The 14,928-nt window shown below is 59.7% G+C and carries 12 protein-coding genes and 1 other RNA gene; 5 read left to right on the plus strand and 8 right to left on the minus strand.

What is annotated here, in order from left to right; translation table 11 throughout:
* The first annotated feature begins 249 nt into the window (after positions 1–249).
* Positions 250–420, plus strand: coding sequence for a PA1571 family protein (locus tag ALO80_RS31565; protein ID WP_003378668.1), 171 nt, complete (start codon positions 250–252; stop codon positions 418–420).
* A 75-nt stretch (positions 421–495) separates the two neighbouring features.
* Here ALO80_RS31565 and pdxB read toward each other — a convergent pair whose 3' ends face one another.
* The 4 genes from pdxB to dnaX all read right to left on the minus strand — a co-directional run bounded on the left by pdxB (position 496) and on the right by dnaX (position 4,781).
* Entirely contained in the window at positions 496–1,638 is a 1,143-nt protein-coding gene (gene pdxB / locus ALO80_RS05770) for a 4-phosphoerythronate dehydrogenase PdxB (RefSeq protein WP_055008261.1), read from the minus strand.
* Positions 1,639–1,727: 89 nt separating this feature from the next.
* Complete coding sequence (gene tusA, locus ALO80_RS05775; RefSeq protein WP_055006227.1) at positions 1,728–1,982, minus strand: sulfurtransferase TusA; 255 nt, start codon at positions 1,980–1,982, stop codon at positions 1,728–1,730.
* Between the two features lie 218 nt (positions 1,983–2,200).
* Positions 2,201–2,527 (minus strand): YbaB/EbfC family nucleoid-associated protein, encoded by a 327-nt coding sequence (locus tag ALO80_RS05780; protein WP_002552818.1) that lies wholly within the window; start codon positions 2,525–2,527, stop codon positions 2,201–2,203.
* Positions 2,528–2,588: 61 nt separating this feature from the next.
* A complete protein-coding gene (gene dnaX / locus ALO80_RS05785) occupies positions 2,589–4,781 on the minus strand; it encodes a DNA polymerase III subunit gamma/tau (protein WP_055008262.1) in 2,193 nt (730 codons plus the stop codon).
* A 100-nt stretch (positions 4,782–4,881) separates the two neighbouring features.
* On the opposite strand from dnaX, the gene ALO80_RS05790 reads away from it, so the two are divergent.
* Together ALO80_RS05790 and acpA are read left to right on the plus strand one after the other, a co-directional pair.
* The gene (locus ALO80_RS05790; protein WP_055008263.1) at positions 4,882–5,676 is read left to right on the plus strand and encodes a substrate-binding periplasmic protein; all 795 of its coding nucleotides are present in this window, start codon (positions 4,882–4,884) and stop codon (positions 5,674–5,676) included.
* A gap of 93 nt (positions 5,677–5,769) precedes the next feature.
* Positions 5,770–7,455, plus strand: coding sequence for an acid phosphatase (acpA, locus tag ALO80_RS05795; RefSeq protein ID WP_055008264.1), 1,686 nt, complete (start codon positions 5,770–5,772; stop codon positions 7,453–7,455).
* 7 nt (positions 7,456–7,462) lie between these two features.
* Here acpA and ALO80_RS05800 read toward each other — a convergent pair whose 3' ends face one another.
* Complete coding sequence (locus ALO80_RS05800) at positions 7,463–8,587, minus strand: mechanosensitive ion channel family protein (RefSeq protein ID WP_055008265.1); 1,125 nt, start codon at positions 8,585–8,587, stop codon at positions 7,463–7,465.
* Positions 8,588–8,919: 332 nt separating this feature from the next.
* Between ALO80_RS05800 and ALO80_RS05805 the strand changes: the two genes are divergently transcribed.
* Complete coding sequence (locus ALO80_RS05805) at positions 8,920–9,573, plus strand: type III effector HopAZ1 (RefSeq protein WP_055008266.1); 654 nt, start codon at positions 8,920–8,922, stop codon at positions 9,571–9,573.
* Between the two features lie 181 nt (positions 9,574–9,754).
* Here the strand turns inward: ALO80_RS05805 and ffs are convergent.
* Positions 9,755–9,851, minus strand: an RNA gene (ffs, locus tag ALO80_RS29095) — signal recognition particle sRNA small type.
* A gap of 226 nt (positions 9,852–10,077) precedes the next feature.
* Here ffs and ALO80_RS05810 point away from each other — a divergent pair.
* Positions 10,078–10,566: a GNAT family N-acetyltransferase gene (locus ALO80_RS05810; protein ID WP_054985243.1), complete on the plus strand. Its 489-nt coding sequence runs from the start codon at positions 10,078–10,080 to the stop codon at positions 10,564–10,566.
* A gap of 61 nt (positions 10,567–10,627) precedes the next feature.
* On the opposite strand, the gene ALO80_RS05815 is transcribed toward ALO80_RS05810, so the two are convergent.
* Positions 10,628–11,794, minus strand: coding sequence for a zinc-binding metallopeptidase family protein (locus ALO80_RS05815; RefSeq protein WP_055008285.1), 1,167 nt, complete (start codon positions 11,792–11,794; stop codon positions 10,628–10,630).
* A gap of 712 nt (positions 11,795–12,506) precedes the next feature.
* Positions 12,507–14,870, minus strand: a complete 2,364-nt coding sequence (gene ligA / locus ALO80_RS05820) for an NAD-dependent DNA ligase LigA (RefSeq protein ID WP_055008267.1) — start codon at positions 14,868–14,870, stop codon at positions 12,507–12,509.
* Between the last annotated feature and the right edge of the window lie 58 nt (positions 14,871–14,928).

Here is a 14,928-nt window from a genome sequence, read left to right on the forward strand (position 1 = left end):
TGCGAAGCCTGCACCTGCAATGCATGGCGCGTTGTGCAGCATTTCGAGTGAACTTGCCACCGGTTTCAGAAGTCATGTTATGACTGCTTTACAGAGGCGGCTATAAGACATCGATCTAAGCGCCTGCTGGCAGAATCGCATCATTTCTGTTGCACTGGAAACGCGTTTGAGCGGCTGACAGAACCTGTCACGGACCGGTCATCAAGCGCGGTTAATTTAACGCCGTTACCTGATGAAAGGAGAAACACCATGAGCCTGCAAGAGCGCAGCAACGAAGTTCAAGTCGTTCGAGCCACGCCCAATCTGCCGGTTGGCGGTGCAATTCTCGACCAGCACGGGCAAGAAGTCCTGATCACTGAAGAAATGGTTCAGGCTGCCTGCCAGGAATGCGACAAGAACTGGGTAACCCCGGAAAAATAAAACCGAGCATTACCGAATGTGTTTTGAAACCCGACCCTGGCGTCGGGTTTTTTATGCCCAACGTATAGCGGCCTCTCAGACCAGCACCGCCCCCAGTGCGCGCACGAGTTGCGCCAGCGCCTGCGACTCACCTTCAAGACGGACCTTCAGCCCTTCGATTTCCCGACGTGGCGGGTAGTGTTTGCGCAGTGCATCGAAGGCCAGACGCTGACTGGCAGTATCGCCGGTCAGGCTGCGACGAAAATCCGCATCGTCACGGCGCGGGTCATACACACCTCGGCATACCATGTTCAACGCCCAGACGGGATCACAGGCAGCGTCAAGGCTGACCTGCGCCAGCCAGGGTTTCGGCAGCAGATCGTCCAGTTTTATCACCGCAGGCTGATCAAGAAAGGCGCACAGTGCCTGATAGATCTGCGCAGTGCCTCGCTGCCTGCCATCCAGGCTGTAGCCGGCGATGTGCGGCGTACCGAGAACACACAGGTCGGCCAGCGGAACGTTGACCTGCGGCTCGCCTTCCCACACATCCAGCACGGCCTGAAGGTCTTCTCGCTCAAGCAGCACGTCGTGCAACGCTGCGTTGTCGACCACCGCACCGCGGCTCGCGTTGATCAGCCAGGCACCCTGCCTGAGCTGACGCAAGCGGGCTTCGTCGAACAGGTGCCAGGTCGGCAACAAGCCGGTTTTGCTCAATGGCGTGTGCAGGCTGATGACATCACAGCGCTGCATGATCTCGTCAAGGCTGACGAAGTCACCGCCCTCGGCAGACTCACGTGGCGGGTCGCAGACCAGCACGTTCCAGCCCAGTGCTTTCAACACCGTGACCAGACGCCCACCCACCTGCCCCGCACCGACCACACCGTAAGTGCGCTGCGTGAGATCCGCACCTTCGATTTCCGCCAGGGTCAGCAGGCTGCCGAGCACGTAATCCACCACTCCGCGGGCATTGCAGCCCGGTGCACTGGCCCACTGGATACCGGCTTGCTGAAGCCAGTCCAGGTCCAGATGATCGGTGCCGATGGTGCAGGTTCCGACAAAGCGCACCGGGCTGCCTTCAAGCATCTCACGGGTCACCGGTGTCACGGAACGCACCAGCAGAATGTCGGCATCGGCCACCGCAGCGCGATCCATAGCGCGCCCCGGCAAGCGGTGAATTTCACCGAAACGGGAAAAAAAAGCGTCGAGCAGGGGGATATTTTCGTCGGCAACAATGCGCATGAAAGGCTCTCAGGGTCTGGCGAACAGGGACCGGTCCCCATCGGGAACAGGCGCGTCGTGAACCGGCGCGGGTTGCAGCGATGTGACAATCAATCAGGCTTTTTACGGATCCAGTACAGGAACGTGCCCTCTTCTGCCCGTTCCGCCACCAGCTCGTGCCCAAGGAAGACACAGAACTTCGGAATATCACGACGAGTGGAAGGATCGGTCGCGATCACTTTGAGCAGCCCGCCCGCAGGCAGATCACGCACCTTTTGGTGCAGCATCATCACCGGTTCCGGGCAAAACAGCCCGACAGCGTCCAGGACGGCGTCGACGGTGAGGTTTTCAGTGGGCTCAGACATGGGGCACTCCAGAGACGGGTGACGATTGTCGCTCAATTCAGTCGATCAGGCCAAACACTGATCGTTACCGAGCCGCGATGTTCGACCATTCAACGCGCGGGGTCATCCGTTCCTGACTGTTGCGTCTCCAGCCCTGAATGCTCAAGGACGACCAGCCAACCGTCAGACAGAAAAATGCCAGGCACATGGCCTGGCATCGATCATCACTCAGGCAATCGTCAGAACGGCAGTTTCATGCCCGGCGGCAGTTGCATGCCTGCGGTCATGGAAGCGGTCTTGTCCTGGCTGGCCTGCTCGATCTTGCGCACGGCGTCGTTGACGGCGGCGGCGATCAGGTCTTCCAGCACTTCCTTGTCTTCCTGCATCAGGCTGTCATCCAGATTGATGCGCTTGACGTCATGACGGCCAGTCATCACGACGCTCACCAGACCGGCACCCGATTGACCGGTGACTTCCGCGTTGGCCAGTTCTTCCTGCATCTTGGCCATTTTTTCCTGCATTTGCTGCGCCTGCTTCATCAGGCCAGCCATGCCACCTTTCATCATGGGATATCTCCTCGGAAATGGATGGTTCGTTTGCGTAGCGCCAATGGCGCCCTGTCTTCAGTTATTGAGCCTGCACCGCAGGCGCGTCCACGGGTTTGATCGTGTCTTCCCGGATTACCGCGCCGAACTGTTGCAGCATCTGCTGGATATACGGATCAGCCTGAATCGAGGCTTCGGCCTGGCGCTGACGCTCGGCACGCAACCGTGAAGCAGCCTGGGCCGGGGTTTCCTGCTCAGGCTTGATCAGTTCGATACTCAGATTGATCGTGCGTCCGTGGTACTGGTTCAACGCATCGTTCAAACGGCGCTGCTGGGTCGAGTTGAACAGCGCACTGTGTGCCGGGTCCAGGTGCAGCAGCCAGTCATCGCCATTGACTGCCATCAAGGTGCAATTGGCCGCAATGCTGCCGGTCATGCCGGAGATCGGCAGTTTGGGGAAGACTTCCAGCCAATCGGCAGCAAGGCCGGTGGCCGGTCTGGCGGCCGGAGCAGGTTCCGGCTCGACCGCCTCGAGCTCGACGACGCTCTCGTGTGCCAGTTCGTCCAGATAGCTGTAGGACGCCGGGTCTATGTCGATATCCGGCTCGACATAATCGTCGTCCGCCGGCGGCTCGTCATCACGCCTCATGGGGCCGGAATCAGAAGACATGGAATCCGTGTGCATGGACAGATACGCGGAATCCGGGATGGCTTCGAGCATCGCCGGGCTGACCTGCTGCACGGCAACCGGTTCCGGTTCTGGCTCCGCAGGCTCGGCCTCCGGTGCGGCTGGCACCGGGCTGGCGGGCGCGGGCGTCGGCATGGGCGTGAGGTCTGGCTGCTCGGAGACAGTCTCCAGCACCGGCTCTGCAAGGGGTTCTGTATCACGTGCAGATTCGGTGGTTTTTTCGGTAATCGATGGCTTCGGCTCATTCCACGGCAGATCGATGTCTTCGACCGGCTCAGGCCGGGCTTCTGACCTGGCTTGCGACGGTGCAGCAGACTGTATCGGAGCGGCTGCAGGCGGCAGTGCCTCGAAGGCCGGATCGGGCGCAGCCATTACCGGCGCCACTGAAACGGCGGGCGCTACCGATGCAACAGGTGTCGCATCGACCACTGCCTTTCGGGAATCAACCGTGGCCTGGCTGATCCCCACCGGCTTTAGCGCTTGCCTCGGCGCGTCATCGCTGTCGGCGGGGCGGAACGCCAGCATCCGCAACAGAACCATCTCGAACCCGCCACGCGGGTCCGGGGCCAGCGGCAGGTCACGGCGACCAATCAGGCCCATCTGGTAGTAAAACTGTACGTCTTCGGCGGGCAAGGCCTGGGCCAGCGCCAATACCCGGTCACGATCGCCATGACCGTTGTCGACACCTTCCGGCAACGCCTGGGCAATCGCCACACGGTGCAGGACATTAAGGATTTCCGAGAGCACGCCATTCCAGTCAGGCCCCTGCTCGGCCAGATGGCGTACGGCCTCCAGCACGCCGCGAGCATCGCCTTCCAGCAATGCAGTCAGCACATCGAATACCTGGCCGTGATCGAGCGTGCCGAGCATGGCGCGCACATCGGCAGCCATGACCTTGCCTTCACCGAAGGCAATGGCCTGATCGGTCAGGCTCATTGCATCACGCATCGAACCGTCAGCGGCACGCCCGAGCAGCCATAGCGCGTCGTCTTCGAACGGTACGTTCTCGACGCCCAGCACGTGGGTCAGGTGTTCGACCACGCGTTCGGGTGTCATGTTTTTCAGCGAGAACTGCAGGCAGCGGGACAGGATGGTCGCGGGCAGCTTCTGCGGATCAGTGGTGGCGAGAATGAACTTGACGTAGGGCGGAGGCTCTTCAAGCGTCTTGAGCAAGGCGTTGAACGAGTGGCTGGACAGCATGTGCACTTCGTCGATCAGGTAGACCTTGAAGCGCCCGCGACTCGGTGCGTACTGCACGTTATCCAGCAGTTCGCGCGTGTCTTCGACCTTGGTCCGGCTGGCGGCGTCGATTTCGATCAGGTCGACGAAACGGCCCTCGTCGATCTCTCTGCACACCGAGCAAGTGCCACAGGGCGTGGAGGTAATCCCGGTTTCGCAGTTCAGGCACTTGGCGATGATCCGCGCGATAGTGGTCTTGCCGACGCCCCGCGTGCCGGTGAACAGATAGGCGTGGTGCAGGCGCTGGCTGTCCAGCGCGTTGATCAGGGCCTTCAACACATGAGCCTGGCCGACCATTTCGCGGAACGAGCGCGGACGCCATTTACGTGCAAGAACCTGATAACTCATTTAAAACCGTCGCAACTGGTAAGCGGAAGACCGCCAATGCTAGCCGAGCAGGGGCAAAATTGCATCTGGTGTCCGTCTCTATTGTGGCTAAGCTGTGCAAATGAATCTATTGACGCGCTTTATCCAGGCTTTTGCGACACCACGGCTGCCTCACGCAGCCGTGGCGTGCATGCTATTGATATCGACGCCAACCGTCGAAGCGGCCAAGGATTCCCTGGACTTTGCGGTCAACGAAGGCTGGACCATGCCGATGATGCACATCACCGACTTTCGACCCGAATCCGGCATTCTGTTCGACATCATGCAAAGCCTTGCGCACCACATAGGCCTCGAAGCCCGCTACCACGTGATGCCGCGCCTGCGTATCCAGTCGGCGCTCGAACGCGGTGAAGTGGACATGCACTGCTACAGCGCCCAGGCGTGGTATCCCGACCTGTCCGGTGATTACCTCTGGAGCCTGCCGATTCTCTATCAGCGCGACTGGCTGGTCGCTTCCGCGGAAACGGCTGCCGGTCCATACCCCGAGCAGTTCGACAATGAGACCGTCGGCACGGTACTGGGCTACAACTACCCTGCCCTGCAGCATCTGTTCGACAACCATCAACTGATACGCGAAGACGCACGCACGCAGAACCAGACACTCGGCAAGCTGATGGCTGGACGCTACAACTACGCCGTGACCAACCAGTTGATCCTTGAATGGACCAATCGAAACCTGCCTGTGGGCAAGAAGCTCAAGCCTATATCACTGGTCGCCGAGCAGCCTGCGGCCTGTCTGGTACGCAACAACCCTGAACTTCCAGTGAGTAAAATTTTGCGCACATTGGTGCAAATGCGTCTGTCGGGTGAAATTCAGCAAATCATCGACCACTACACTGCGCCCATTACTCCTTGACCCTCCACTTAGGGTGTAGCAATAGCGTCATATTCCGTCGCTACCCTCCCTTGAAATCTTTGGTAATACATTAACCAGCGCGAGTATTTGGCGATGAGCGACAGACCAGACGACGAAGACACCAATAACAACCCCAGCCGCCGTCGTTTCCTGGGCGGGATGGCTGCCCTGGGTGCAGGCGTCACGCTGAGCAGCTACGTTTCGGCCCACGAAAAACCGCCTGCCGACAACGAAAGGCACCATCATCTTGCCGGACCGGCGCTGGACCGGGCTCTGCGCGAAAATGTGAAGACCATTGTGGTGATCTACGCCGAGAACCGCAGCTTCAACAACCTGTTCGGCGATTTCCCCGGGGTCGAAAAGCCACTCTCGTCGCTCAGGCCTTCCGAGTACGAGCAGCGCGACCGCGACGGCACGCTGTTGTCAAAACTGCCGCCAGCCTGGGGCGGCGTGCTGCAGGTCGGGCCACAAACGGTTGACGGCGTAACCTACCCGGTCGGCGAACAGTTCCAGAAAGACCTGCCCAACGCGCCCTTCCCGCTCAAGGGGCCAAACGGCGAAGACCTGCCGCTGAGCCTGGTGACTCGCGACCTGTGGCATGTCTTTTATCAGAACCAGATGCAGATCAACGACGGCCGGAATGATCGATTCGTGGCGTGGGCCGACGCTGGTGGCCTGACCATGGGTAACTACGCACAGACTCAGTATTCGCTGCGCCTGTGGGACGTCGCCACAGAGTTCGTGCTGTGCGACAACTTCTTTCAGGGTGCATTTGGCGGTTCGTTCCTCAACCACCAGTACCTGATTTCCGCCACTGCCCCTATCTACCCCAACGCGGCCGAATCACCGGCGAAATCCCAGATCGCAACCCTGCAGAGCTTCAACCCGCAGGATCCGCGCCTCAAGCCTCTCGACAAGTCGCCTGCCAGTGCGATGGAAGGGCCGCCACAGTTCGGCCCCAGCGCAATCACCCCGGATAACTACGCCGTCAACACCATGGCACCGCCGTACTGGCCTACCTGGTTGCGCGACCCGCAGAACCCCGATTACTCGAAACCGGATCTGCCCAACGTGCTGGTGCCGCAAAGCCACGAGCACATCGGTGACAAGCTGTCGAAAAGAAATGTCGACTGGGCATGGTACGCCGGTGCCTGGCAAGTCACGCTGGACGAGTTCAAGGATTCCACCGGTATCCCGAAGATCCCTAACTTTCAATACCACCACCAGCCGTTCAACTACTTCAAGCAGCAAGGCCCGCAGAACCCTGAAGAACGCAAAAAGCGCCTGCGTGACGGCGGTCTGGGTGACGAGTCAAGCACCAACCGCTTCCTCGCCGATGCCGAAGCAGGCAAGTTGCCCGCCGTGACCTTCTACAAACCCCAGGGCAACCTGAACATGCACGCCGGTTACGCAGACGTGGCGGCGGGCGACCGGCATATCGACCGGGTGATCAAGGTGCTGCGTAAAAGCCCGCAGTGGGACAACATGGTAATTGTGGTCACCGTGGACGAGAACGGTGGCTGGTGGGACCACGTCGCGCCTCCCAAAGGGGACCGTTTCGGCCCTGGCACGCGCATTCCGGCACTGGTAATTTCGCCGTTCGCCCGCAAAGGCAAGGTGGACCATACCGTTTATGACACGGCCTCGATCCTGCGCCTGATTACCCGTGTGCATGGCCTGGAAAAGCTCGACGGACTTAAGCGCCGCGACGACGCCATGATTGCGCGCGGACAGGTGCCCATGGGCGACCTGACCAACGCACTGCACTTCCCCGCCTGAGACTGCTTCAGGTACTCGCGTCGGCTGCTTCCAGTGCAGTCGGACGTGAGGTTTTCACCGGTGGCAGGGACGCCACATACACCGTGCGAGACGGGAACGCAAAGCGCACATCCAGCTCGGCGAACGCCTCCATGATCTTCAGATTGATCGCCTGCTGCACATCCATGTAGACGTTGTAGCTGGGGTCGAGAACGATGAAGACGGTCTCGAATTCCAGCGACGTCTCGCCAAAACCGCGAAAATGCGAGCGGTCGAAACGTGCCAGTTCCTGCGCATTGATGATCGCCTCGACTTTTTTTGGCACTTCCCGTATCTGATCGACAGAGCAGTCGTACGTAAGCCGGAATTCGAAGACAATGCGCCGCTCCTGCAGGCGTTTGTAGTTCTGGATCGTATTGTTGATCATGTCGGCGTTGGCCATCACGATCTGCTCGCCGCCCAGGCTGCGGATGCGCGTGGTCTTCAGGCCGACATGCTCGACCGTACCTGACAGCGCACCGACGACGATAAAATCTCCGACCTCGAAAGGCTTGTCCACGGCGATGGACAGCGAGGCAAATACATCCCCGAGAATATTCTGCACCGCCAGCGCAACCGCGATACCTCCCACCCCGAGGCTGGCGACAAACGCGGTGATGTTGACCCCGACGTTAGACAGCATCGCCATCACCACCGTGGCCCACAGCAATACTTTCGCGCCCCACAGGCTCAACGTGGCCAGCGCACTGCCCTGAAAGGTGCCGTTGGCATTATGGCGAATAAAGTAGCGTTGCAATGCCAGCGCAATCGCGCGGTTCGCCCACAACCCGACCTGCAGGGCGGCAACCACGAACCATAGACTGCTGACCCGCCCGAGCCAGCGTTCCGGCAGATCGAGCATGCCGACCCCGATGAGAATCGAGGCCAGCAGCAACAATGTATTACTGGTACCCGACAGCACCTGTACCACGATGTATCGCATATGAGTTGAGGGTGCATCCGCTCGCGAACGCATCTTTCTGAGCACGAATCCGATCACGCCTCTGACCAGGATAAAACTCAGGGTCGACGCGACGATGGCGAGTATCCAGTTAGCGAGCGAAATGCCCAGAAATTGCGAGTCTGTGAAAAATCTGATGATGTCCTGTTCCATCCGGCCCCCGGCTCCACTGCTGCGAGACGCCTGACCGAAAAGCCTGTGACACCCGCAGCGACTTGAATTGCCCCTTGCCGTAAAACGGTTTCAAGCGACGCGTAAGGGGTTAGGGGATGTGTGGGAGTGAGGGTTCAGTTTGATTTGGCTGCGGGCAGGACACTGGAAATCACACCACGCCCTCTCCTGGTTGCCGAGCTGGCCGGCATGGAACCATTCTTCTACTCATCGCCACTCAAAACCCTGCCGTGGCGGAGCCAGAACAACACTCGCCCAACTGGCCACAAGGCTACCCATGGTTAAAGATCACATCACCCCAGAGGAAAATATTCATGACCTTTAGCATCCGTGGCGGAGCCGGACCATCGACGTATTACACCCAACCCCAGCCCTTTGATGAGTTGAAGCTGGAACCCGAGAAAATTCAGCAAAAGACTGCAAAGCTCAAAGAGGAAGGATATTTCAGCGTTCGCATGTCGGAGCACACAAAGAGCTATTTGGTTGAGCAAAGCCGTCTCAGTAACCCTGCCTGGCGAAACGAAACCGTCGGTAAAGTCGTTGACCTGCGGACGACCGAGCATGAGCGTTCGGTAACGGCAGCCGCAAAAGACATCGCCGCCTCGCTCACGGGAAGAAAACAACAATTACGCCCCCACGAATTTCAACTGCGGCGCGCCGACAATCCGCGCTCGGAGCAATGGCATCAAGACAGAGCACCGATGAAGGTCATCTGCATCTCAGCGATAGAAGGCCGCGGCACAGAGTTCGTCACGTCGCCGGAGTCAAAAGCCGTGTTCACGAACGGGGAATATGCAGAAATGAACCCTGTGAGCGCTGAGGTGGTCGCACAAAAGACCAAAGAAGCCAAGCAAGACCGCTTCTATTTCTTTGCTGGCAAAGGCATTACCGAAGAAAGCATTCCCAAACTGGTACATCGCTCACCGAGTGAGACCGGCAGGTCCATATTCATGGCGCGATGGAAGTAAGGCAGTCCACACAGGATTAACCGCCGGGTTAGAGACATGCGGCGGTTTTATCTCCGTGCCGGGCAGACTGTTTTTACAGACGCACGAAGTTCTCGCCAGCGCAGGGCGCAGTCGAAACAGGAACAGGCTGTTGTTTTTACGAGCAGTCCCGTTTAAGAAAGGACCTTGAGACAGGTGGTGCCCCCACCAGCCACACCCCGGCACACAATGTTCCCGCTGTGGCTGCTCCCTTCCGGGCCTGACCAGGTTAACGGGTAATCGTTGCGGGGGGACCGATGGGGTCACCATAACGACGCTCACCAGTTGGCGAGCCGCGCCATTGTACCGGTCTGGCGCGAGTTTACAACCGTTGCTTCGGATAAAAATTTCGAGGAGGCTCAAGCACTTGTGTGCCGGGGCTCAAAGGCAAATGCGCATCGGTCATCGGTGGCGGAAATCCTCGAAAACCCCTCGTTCGATCCTGTACCCTGCCCGCCTTACCAATAATCAGCCGGCAGGTTGCTCATGCAGACTCGATTGGTCGACTACCACGACCTCAGCGCCCCTCAACGCCAGCAGCTCGGACACCTTGAGGTCACGCAGGAACAGACACAGTTCTCCGGCGACATTTACACTGCCCTCAACACCCTTTTGGTCAACCCCAATCCGAATGTCTGCGGTTTTGTACTGTTGGGTGATGACAGGCCTGTAGGGTTTTTCCTGCTCAAACGTGGGGACTGCCTGCCGCATTGGGCACAGGAGGATGGTTCGGCGACACTGCATGCCTTGCAGATCGATCATCGTGAACAGGGCAAGGGGCTGGGCAAGGCTTGCCTGCAGTCACTGCCGGCAGCGCTGCGCCTGAAATGGCCGGACATCAACCAATTGATGCTGTCGGTGGATGCAGACAACTCGGCTGCGATTGGGCTGTATGCAGGCCAGGGCTGGATCGATACCGGTGAAGCGTATCGCGGACGGATCGGTTTCGAGCGCAGGCTGGCCCTGAAGCTGTAAGCCTGTACGTGAGCAGCCACCTGACACGCCGCTGTGCGCATTGTGTCAGGCAGCGCCTGCATTACTGGGCCTGCAACACCTCGTCAGCCTTGCCACCGGCATCCTGAATCACCAGATGGATGAAGTGCAGTTTGGCGATCACCGCAGGAGGCAGCACGAACGGATAGAAGTCCGGTTGCCCCATACTGCGTGACAGCTCGTTGAGCATGCTGGCCAGTTCGATCCAGGCGTTGACGAACGACAGGAACGCCGGACCGCCGGGATGCTGCGGGTCGTAGAGCACTTCCAGCGGAAACGGCTGATAATCGAGTTCCATATCCCGGGCGCTCATGCCAAAACCCAGCGCAGTATCGACCGCATCCATCATGTGCAGGTAGTGAGCCCAGGTTTCGGCCCAGTCTTCCCACGGGTGCATGGTGGCGTAGGCACTGACGAAGCTTTCCTGCCAGTTGTCCGGCGCGCCGTTCTTGTAGTGGTGATCGAGTGCATCGGCGTAACTGGCGCGCTCGTCGCCGAACAGATTGCGGCAGGCGTCCTGCCAGTGAGTATTGGCAATAAGCCGATCCCAATAGTAATGGCCTACTTCATGACGGAAGTGGCCAAGCAAGGTGCGGTAGGGTTCGTGCAGTTGCACACGCATCGCTTCGCGGTGTGCGTCGTCGGCTTCTTCGATGTTCAGGGTGATCAGGCCATTGGCGTGGCCTGTGGTCGGTAAATTGCCTTCCAGATCGACACCGACAAAATCGAAGGCCAGGCCGGTTTCTTCGTCGACTGACTTGGGGATGACTTGCAGCCCCAGAGAAATCAGCTGCGCGACCAGACGCCGTTTGGCGGTCTCGACCTTGCGCCAGCGCTCACCGTTTTCGGCGATAGACAGATCGGGAATGGTGCGATTGAGGCTACACGCAACGCAGAACTCACTGGCGTTGTGCTCCGGAAACAGCCAGTTGCAGGCTGCCGGGGTATCGAGATTGGCGCAACGCCGATACAGACCGGCACCTGGCTCATCGCTCAGACGCCAGGTAGTGGGCTCAGGCCCGGCCTCAAGCGTCGCGATGCGCCCTTGCTCGGGCAGATAGCCCAACGCCGCCGAGCAGGCCAGGCATTGGGTATTGGGGAAAAACACCGACTGGCCGCAGGTGCACTGCCAGACCTTGCTGTTACGTTTGGATTCGCCGACAAATGGGGCGGTAATGCGTGAACTCAATTGCTCGAAAAAGCGATACATGGCGATCTCCCGTTGGCCTTGCATGGACTAGATCATGCCGACGCTTCAGGGGTTCAAAATATTATCGAGCAGCGGGGACGGATAGCATCGACAGCGTTTGCGCGGGCGAAAACGGTGCGTCGCACGCTGGTTGGGATGATCGTTCCGCACGCTCCAGCGTGGGAATGCAGTGCGTGACGCTCCGCGTCACAGATCTACGCCGCAGCATCACGCTCAAGAGCGGACGCAGAGCGTCCAGAACGGCATGCGACGCAGAGCGTCGCACGCTGGTTGAGATTATCGTTCCGCACGCTCCAGCGCAGGAATGCAGTGCGTGATGCTCCGCGTCACAGATCGGCGCTGCGCCATCACACTCAAGATCGGACGCAGAGCGTCCAGAACGGTATGCAACGCAGAGCGTCGCACGATAGTTGAGATTATCGTTCCGCACGCTCCAGCGTGGGAATGCAGTGCGTGACGCTCCGCGTCACAGATCTACGCCGCAGCATCACGCTCAAGAGCGGACGCAGAGCGTCCAGAACGGCATGCGACGCAGAGCGTCGCACGCTGGTTGAGATTATCGTTCCGCACGCCCCAGCGTGGGAATGCAGTGCGTGACGCTCCGCGTCACAGATTTGCGCTGCGCCATCACACTCAAGAGCGGACGCAGAGCGTCCAGAACGGCATGCGACGCAGAGCGTCGCACGATAATCAAGCGGAGCGTCGGCCTTCCTCAATCAACCGCCACGCCCAGCTCGGCCAGGCGTTTGAGCAGCGCATCTTCGTCCAGCACGGTCAGGCCCAGCTCGTTGGCCTTGGCCAGTTTCGAGCCGGCACCCGGCCCTGCAACCACGGTGTGGGTCTTGGCCGATACCGAGCCCGACACCTTGGCACCCAGGCTTTCGAGTTTTTCCTTGGCGACATCACGGCTCATGCGCTCCAGCGAACCGGTCAGCACCCAGGTCTGCCCGGCCAGTGGCAAGCCTTCGACGGTTTTTTTCTCACTGCGCCAGTGCATGCCGAAGTCCTTGAGCTGTGCTTCGATGGCGCGGGCGCGCTCGGCGTGCGTGCTGTCGTCGAAGAAATCACGTACCGACTTTGCCTGTTTCTCCGGCAGCGCCTGACGCATGTCCAGCCAGTCGGCGCTGATGACCGCCTCCAGCGTGCCAAACCTGTCCGCCAGTTTCTGAGCAGCGCCCGGCCCTACCGACGGAATGTGCAATTTGTCGATCAGCCCTTGCAGGGTGGTGCTGGCAGCAAACTCAGCCCCCAGTTCACCCTGATCCTGCAATTGCAGGCCACATTCGCCCAGCAGCGCATCGATGACGTTACGGTTGTGCTGGTCTTCAAAAAAGCTGTGAATCTCGTAAGCGACTTCCAGGCCCACATCCGGCAGGTACGTCAACACCTCCGGCAGCGCCTGTTTGACACGGTCCAGCGAGGCCAGCGAACGCGCCAGCACCTTGGCCGTTTCTTCTCCCACATCAGGAATACCCAAGGCATAGATGAAGCGCGCCAGGGTCGGCTGGCGGCTATCGGCTATCGCCTTGAGCAGCTTGTTGCTGGAGATTTCGGCAAAGCCTTCCAGGTCGATGATCTGCTCGTATTTCAGCTTGTACAGATCGGCGGGCGAACCGATGAGTTTTTCATCGACCAGTTGCTCGATGGTCTTGTCACCCAGCCCTTCGATGTCCATGGCGCGACGCGACACATAATGGATGATCGCCTGCTTGAGTTGCGCGCCACAGGCCAGACGCCCGACGCAGCGGTACACCGCCCCTTCGGAGACGGTTTCCTTGCCCTTGCTGCGTTTGATCAACTGCGTGCGCTCGACATGCGAGCCGCAGACCGGACAGGTCTGTGGGACCTGGACCGGCCTGGCGCTCTCGGGACGGCGCTCGGTGACAACCTGCACCACCTGCGGAATCACGTCACCGGCGCGGCGGATAATCACCGTATCGCCGATCATAAGGCCGAGCCGCGCCACTTCATCCATGTTGTGCAGCGTAGCGTTGGCGACCATGACGCCCGCCACCTTGACCGGCTTGAGACGCGCGACCGGTGTCACAGCGCCGGTACGGCCGACCTGGAATTCGACATCCAGCAGCTCGGTCAGCTCTTCCATGGCCGGGAATTTGTGGGCGATCGCCCAGCGCGGCTCACGGGCGCGGAAGCCCAGTTCGCGTTGCGCAGCCAGGTTATTGACCTTGAACACCACGCCGTCGATCTCGTAGCTCAGTGTCAGGCGCCGCTCGCCGATGTCGCGGTAATAGGCCAGACACTCGTCGACGCCATCAGCCAGTTTCAACTCGCGACTGACCGGCATTCCCCATTTTTTCAGTGTTTCAAGCACGCCGATGTGAGTATCGGCGATTTCTGCCGACGTCTGGCCCAGGCCGTAACAGCAGAACTCCAGCGGACGATTGGCGGTGATTTTCGAATCCAGCTGGCGCAGGCTGCCCGCTGCCGCATTGCGCGGGTTGGCGAAGGTCTTGCCGCCAATTTCCAGCTGGCTGGCGTTGAGGCGTTCGAAACCCGCCTTGGACATGAACACTTCGCCACGCACTTCCAGCACATCCGGCCAGCCCTTGCCCTTCAGCTTGAGCGGGATATTGCGCACGGTGCGCACATTGACACTGATGTCTTCGCCCGTCGTCCCGTCCCCGCGTGTCGCACCGCGCACCAGCGCACCGTCGCGATACAACAGGCTGACGGCCAGACCATCGAGCTTGGGCTCGCAGCTGTACTGCACCTTGCTGCCCTCGTCCAACAGGTCCCCGGCCGGCAGGTCCAGGCCCTCGGTCACCCGGCGGTCAAACTCGAGCATGTCGTTTTCTTCGAAAGCGTTGCCCAGGCTGAGCATCGGCATTTCGTGACGTACCTGCGTAAACGCCGACAAGGCGGCACTGCCGACCCGCTGTGTCGGTGAATCGGGGGTCACCAGGTGCGGGTTTTCTGCCTCGAGGGCCTTGAGTTCGTGAAACAGGCGGTCGTACTCGACATCCGGAATGCTTGGCTCATCCAGAACGTGGTAGCGATAGTTATGCTCATCCAGTTCTGCACGCAGTTCCAGGATTCGGGTTTCAACGGCCTTCATACGGTGTTCTCTCAAAAAGCAAAAGAGCAGCCGGGGCTGCTCATCTGTTGGTTCTGTT

Source organism: Pseudomonas caricapapayae (assembly GCF_001400735.1).
GTDB classification, from domain to species: domain Bacteria; phylum Pseudomonadota; class Gammaproteobacteria; order Pseudomonadales; family Pseudomonadaceae; genus Aquipseudomonas; species Aquipseudomonas caricapapayae.

Bases quoted from the DNA above. Each gene is read 5' to 3' on its own strand.
- ALO80_RS31565 (WP_003378668.1), top strand. From the start codon at position 250: ATGAGCCTGCAAGAGCGCAGCAACGAAGTTCAAGTCGTTCGAGCCACG.
- pdxB (WP_055008261.1), bottom strand. From the start codon at position 1,638: ATGCGCATTGTTGCCGACGAAAATATCCCCCTGCTCGACGCTTTTTTT.
- tusA (WP_055006227.1), bottom strand. From the start codon at position 1,982: ATGTCTGAGCCCACTGAAAACCTCACCGTCGACGCCGTCCTGGACGCT.
- ALO80_RS05780 (WP_002552818.1), bottom strand. From the start codon at position 2,527: ATGATGAAAGGTGGCATGGCTGGCCTGATGAAGCAGGCGCAGCAAATG.
- dnaX (WP_055008262.1), bottom strand. From the start codon at position 4,781: ATGAGTTATCAGGTTCTTGCACGTAAATGGCGTCCGCGCTCGTTCCGC.
- ALO80_RS05790 (WP_055008263.1), top strand. From the start codon at position 4,882: ATGAATCTATTGACGCGCTTTATCCAGGCTTTTGCGACACCACGGCTG.
- acpA (WP_055008264.1), top strand. From the start codon at position 5,770: ATGAGCGACAGACCAGACGACGAAGACACCAATAACAACCCCAGCCGC.
- ALO80_RS05800 (WP_055008265.1), bottom strand. From the start codon at position 8,587: ATGGAACAGGACATCATCAGATTTTTCACAGACTCGCAATTTCTGGGC.
- ALO80_RS05805 (WP_055008266.1), top strand. From the start codon at position 8,920: ATGACCTTTAGCATCCGTGGCGGAGCCGGACCATCGACGTATTACACC.
- ALO80_RS05810 (WP_054985243.1), top strand. From the start codon at position 10,078: ATGCAGACTCGATTGGTCGACTACCACGACCTCAGCGCCCCTCAACGC.
- ALO80_RS05815 (WP_055008285.1), bottom strand. From the start codon at position 11,794: ATGTATCGCTTTTTCGAGCAATTGAGTTCACGCATTACCGCCCCATTT.
- ligA (WP_055008267.1), bottom strand. From the start codon at position 14,870: ATGAAGGCCGTTGAAACCCGAATCCTGGAACTGCGTGCAGAACTGGAT.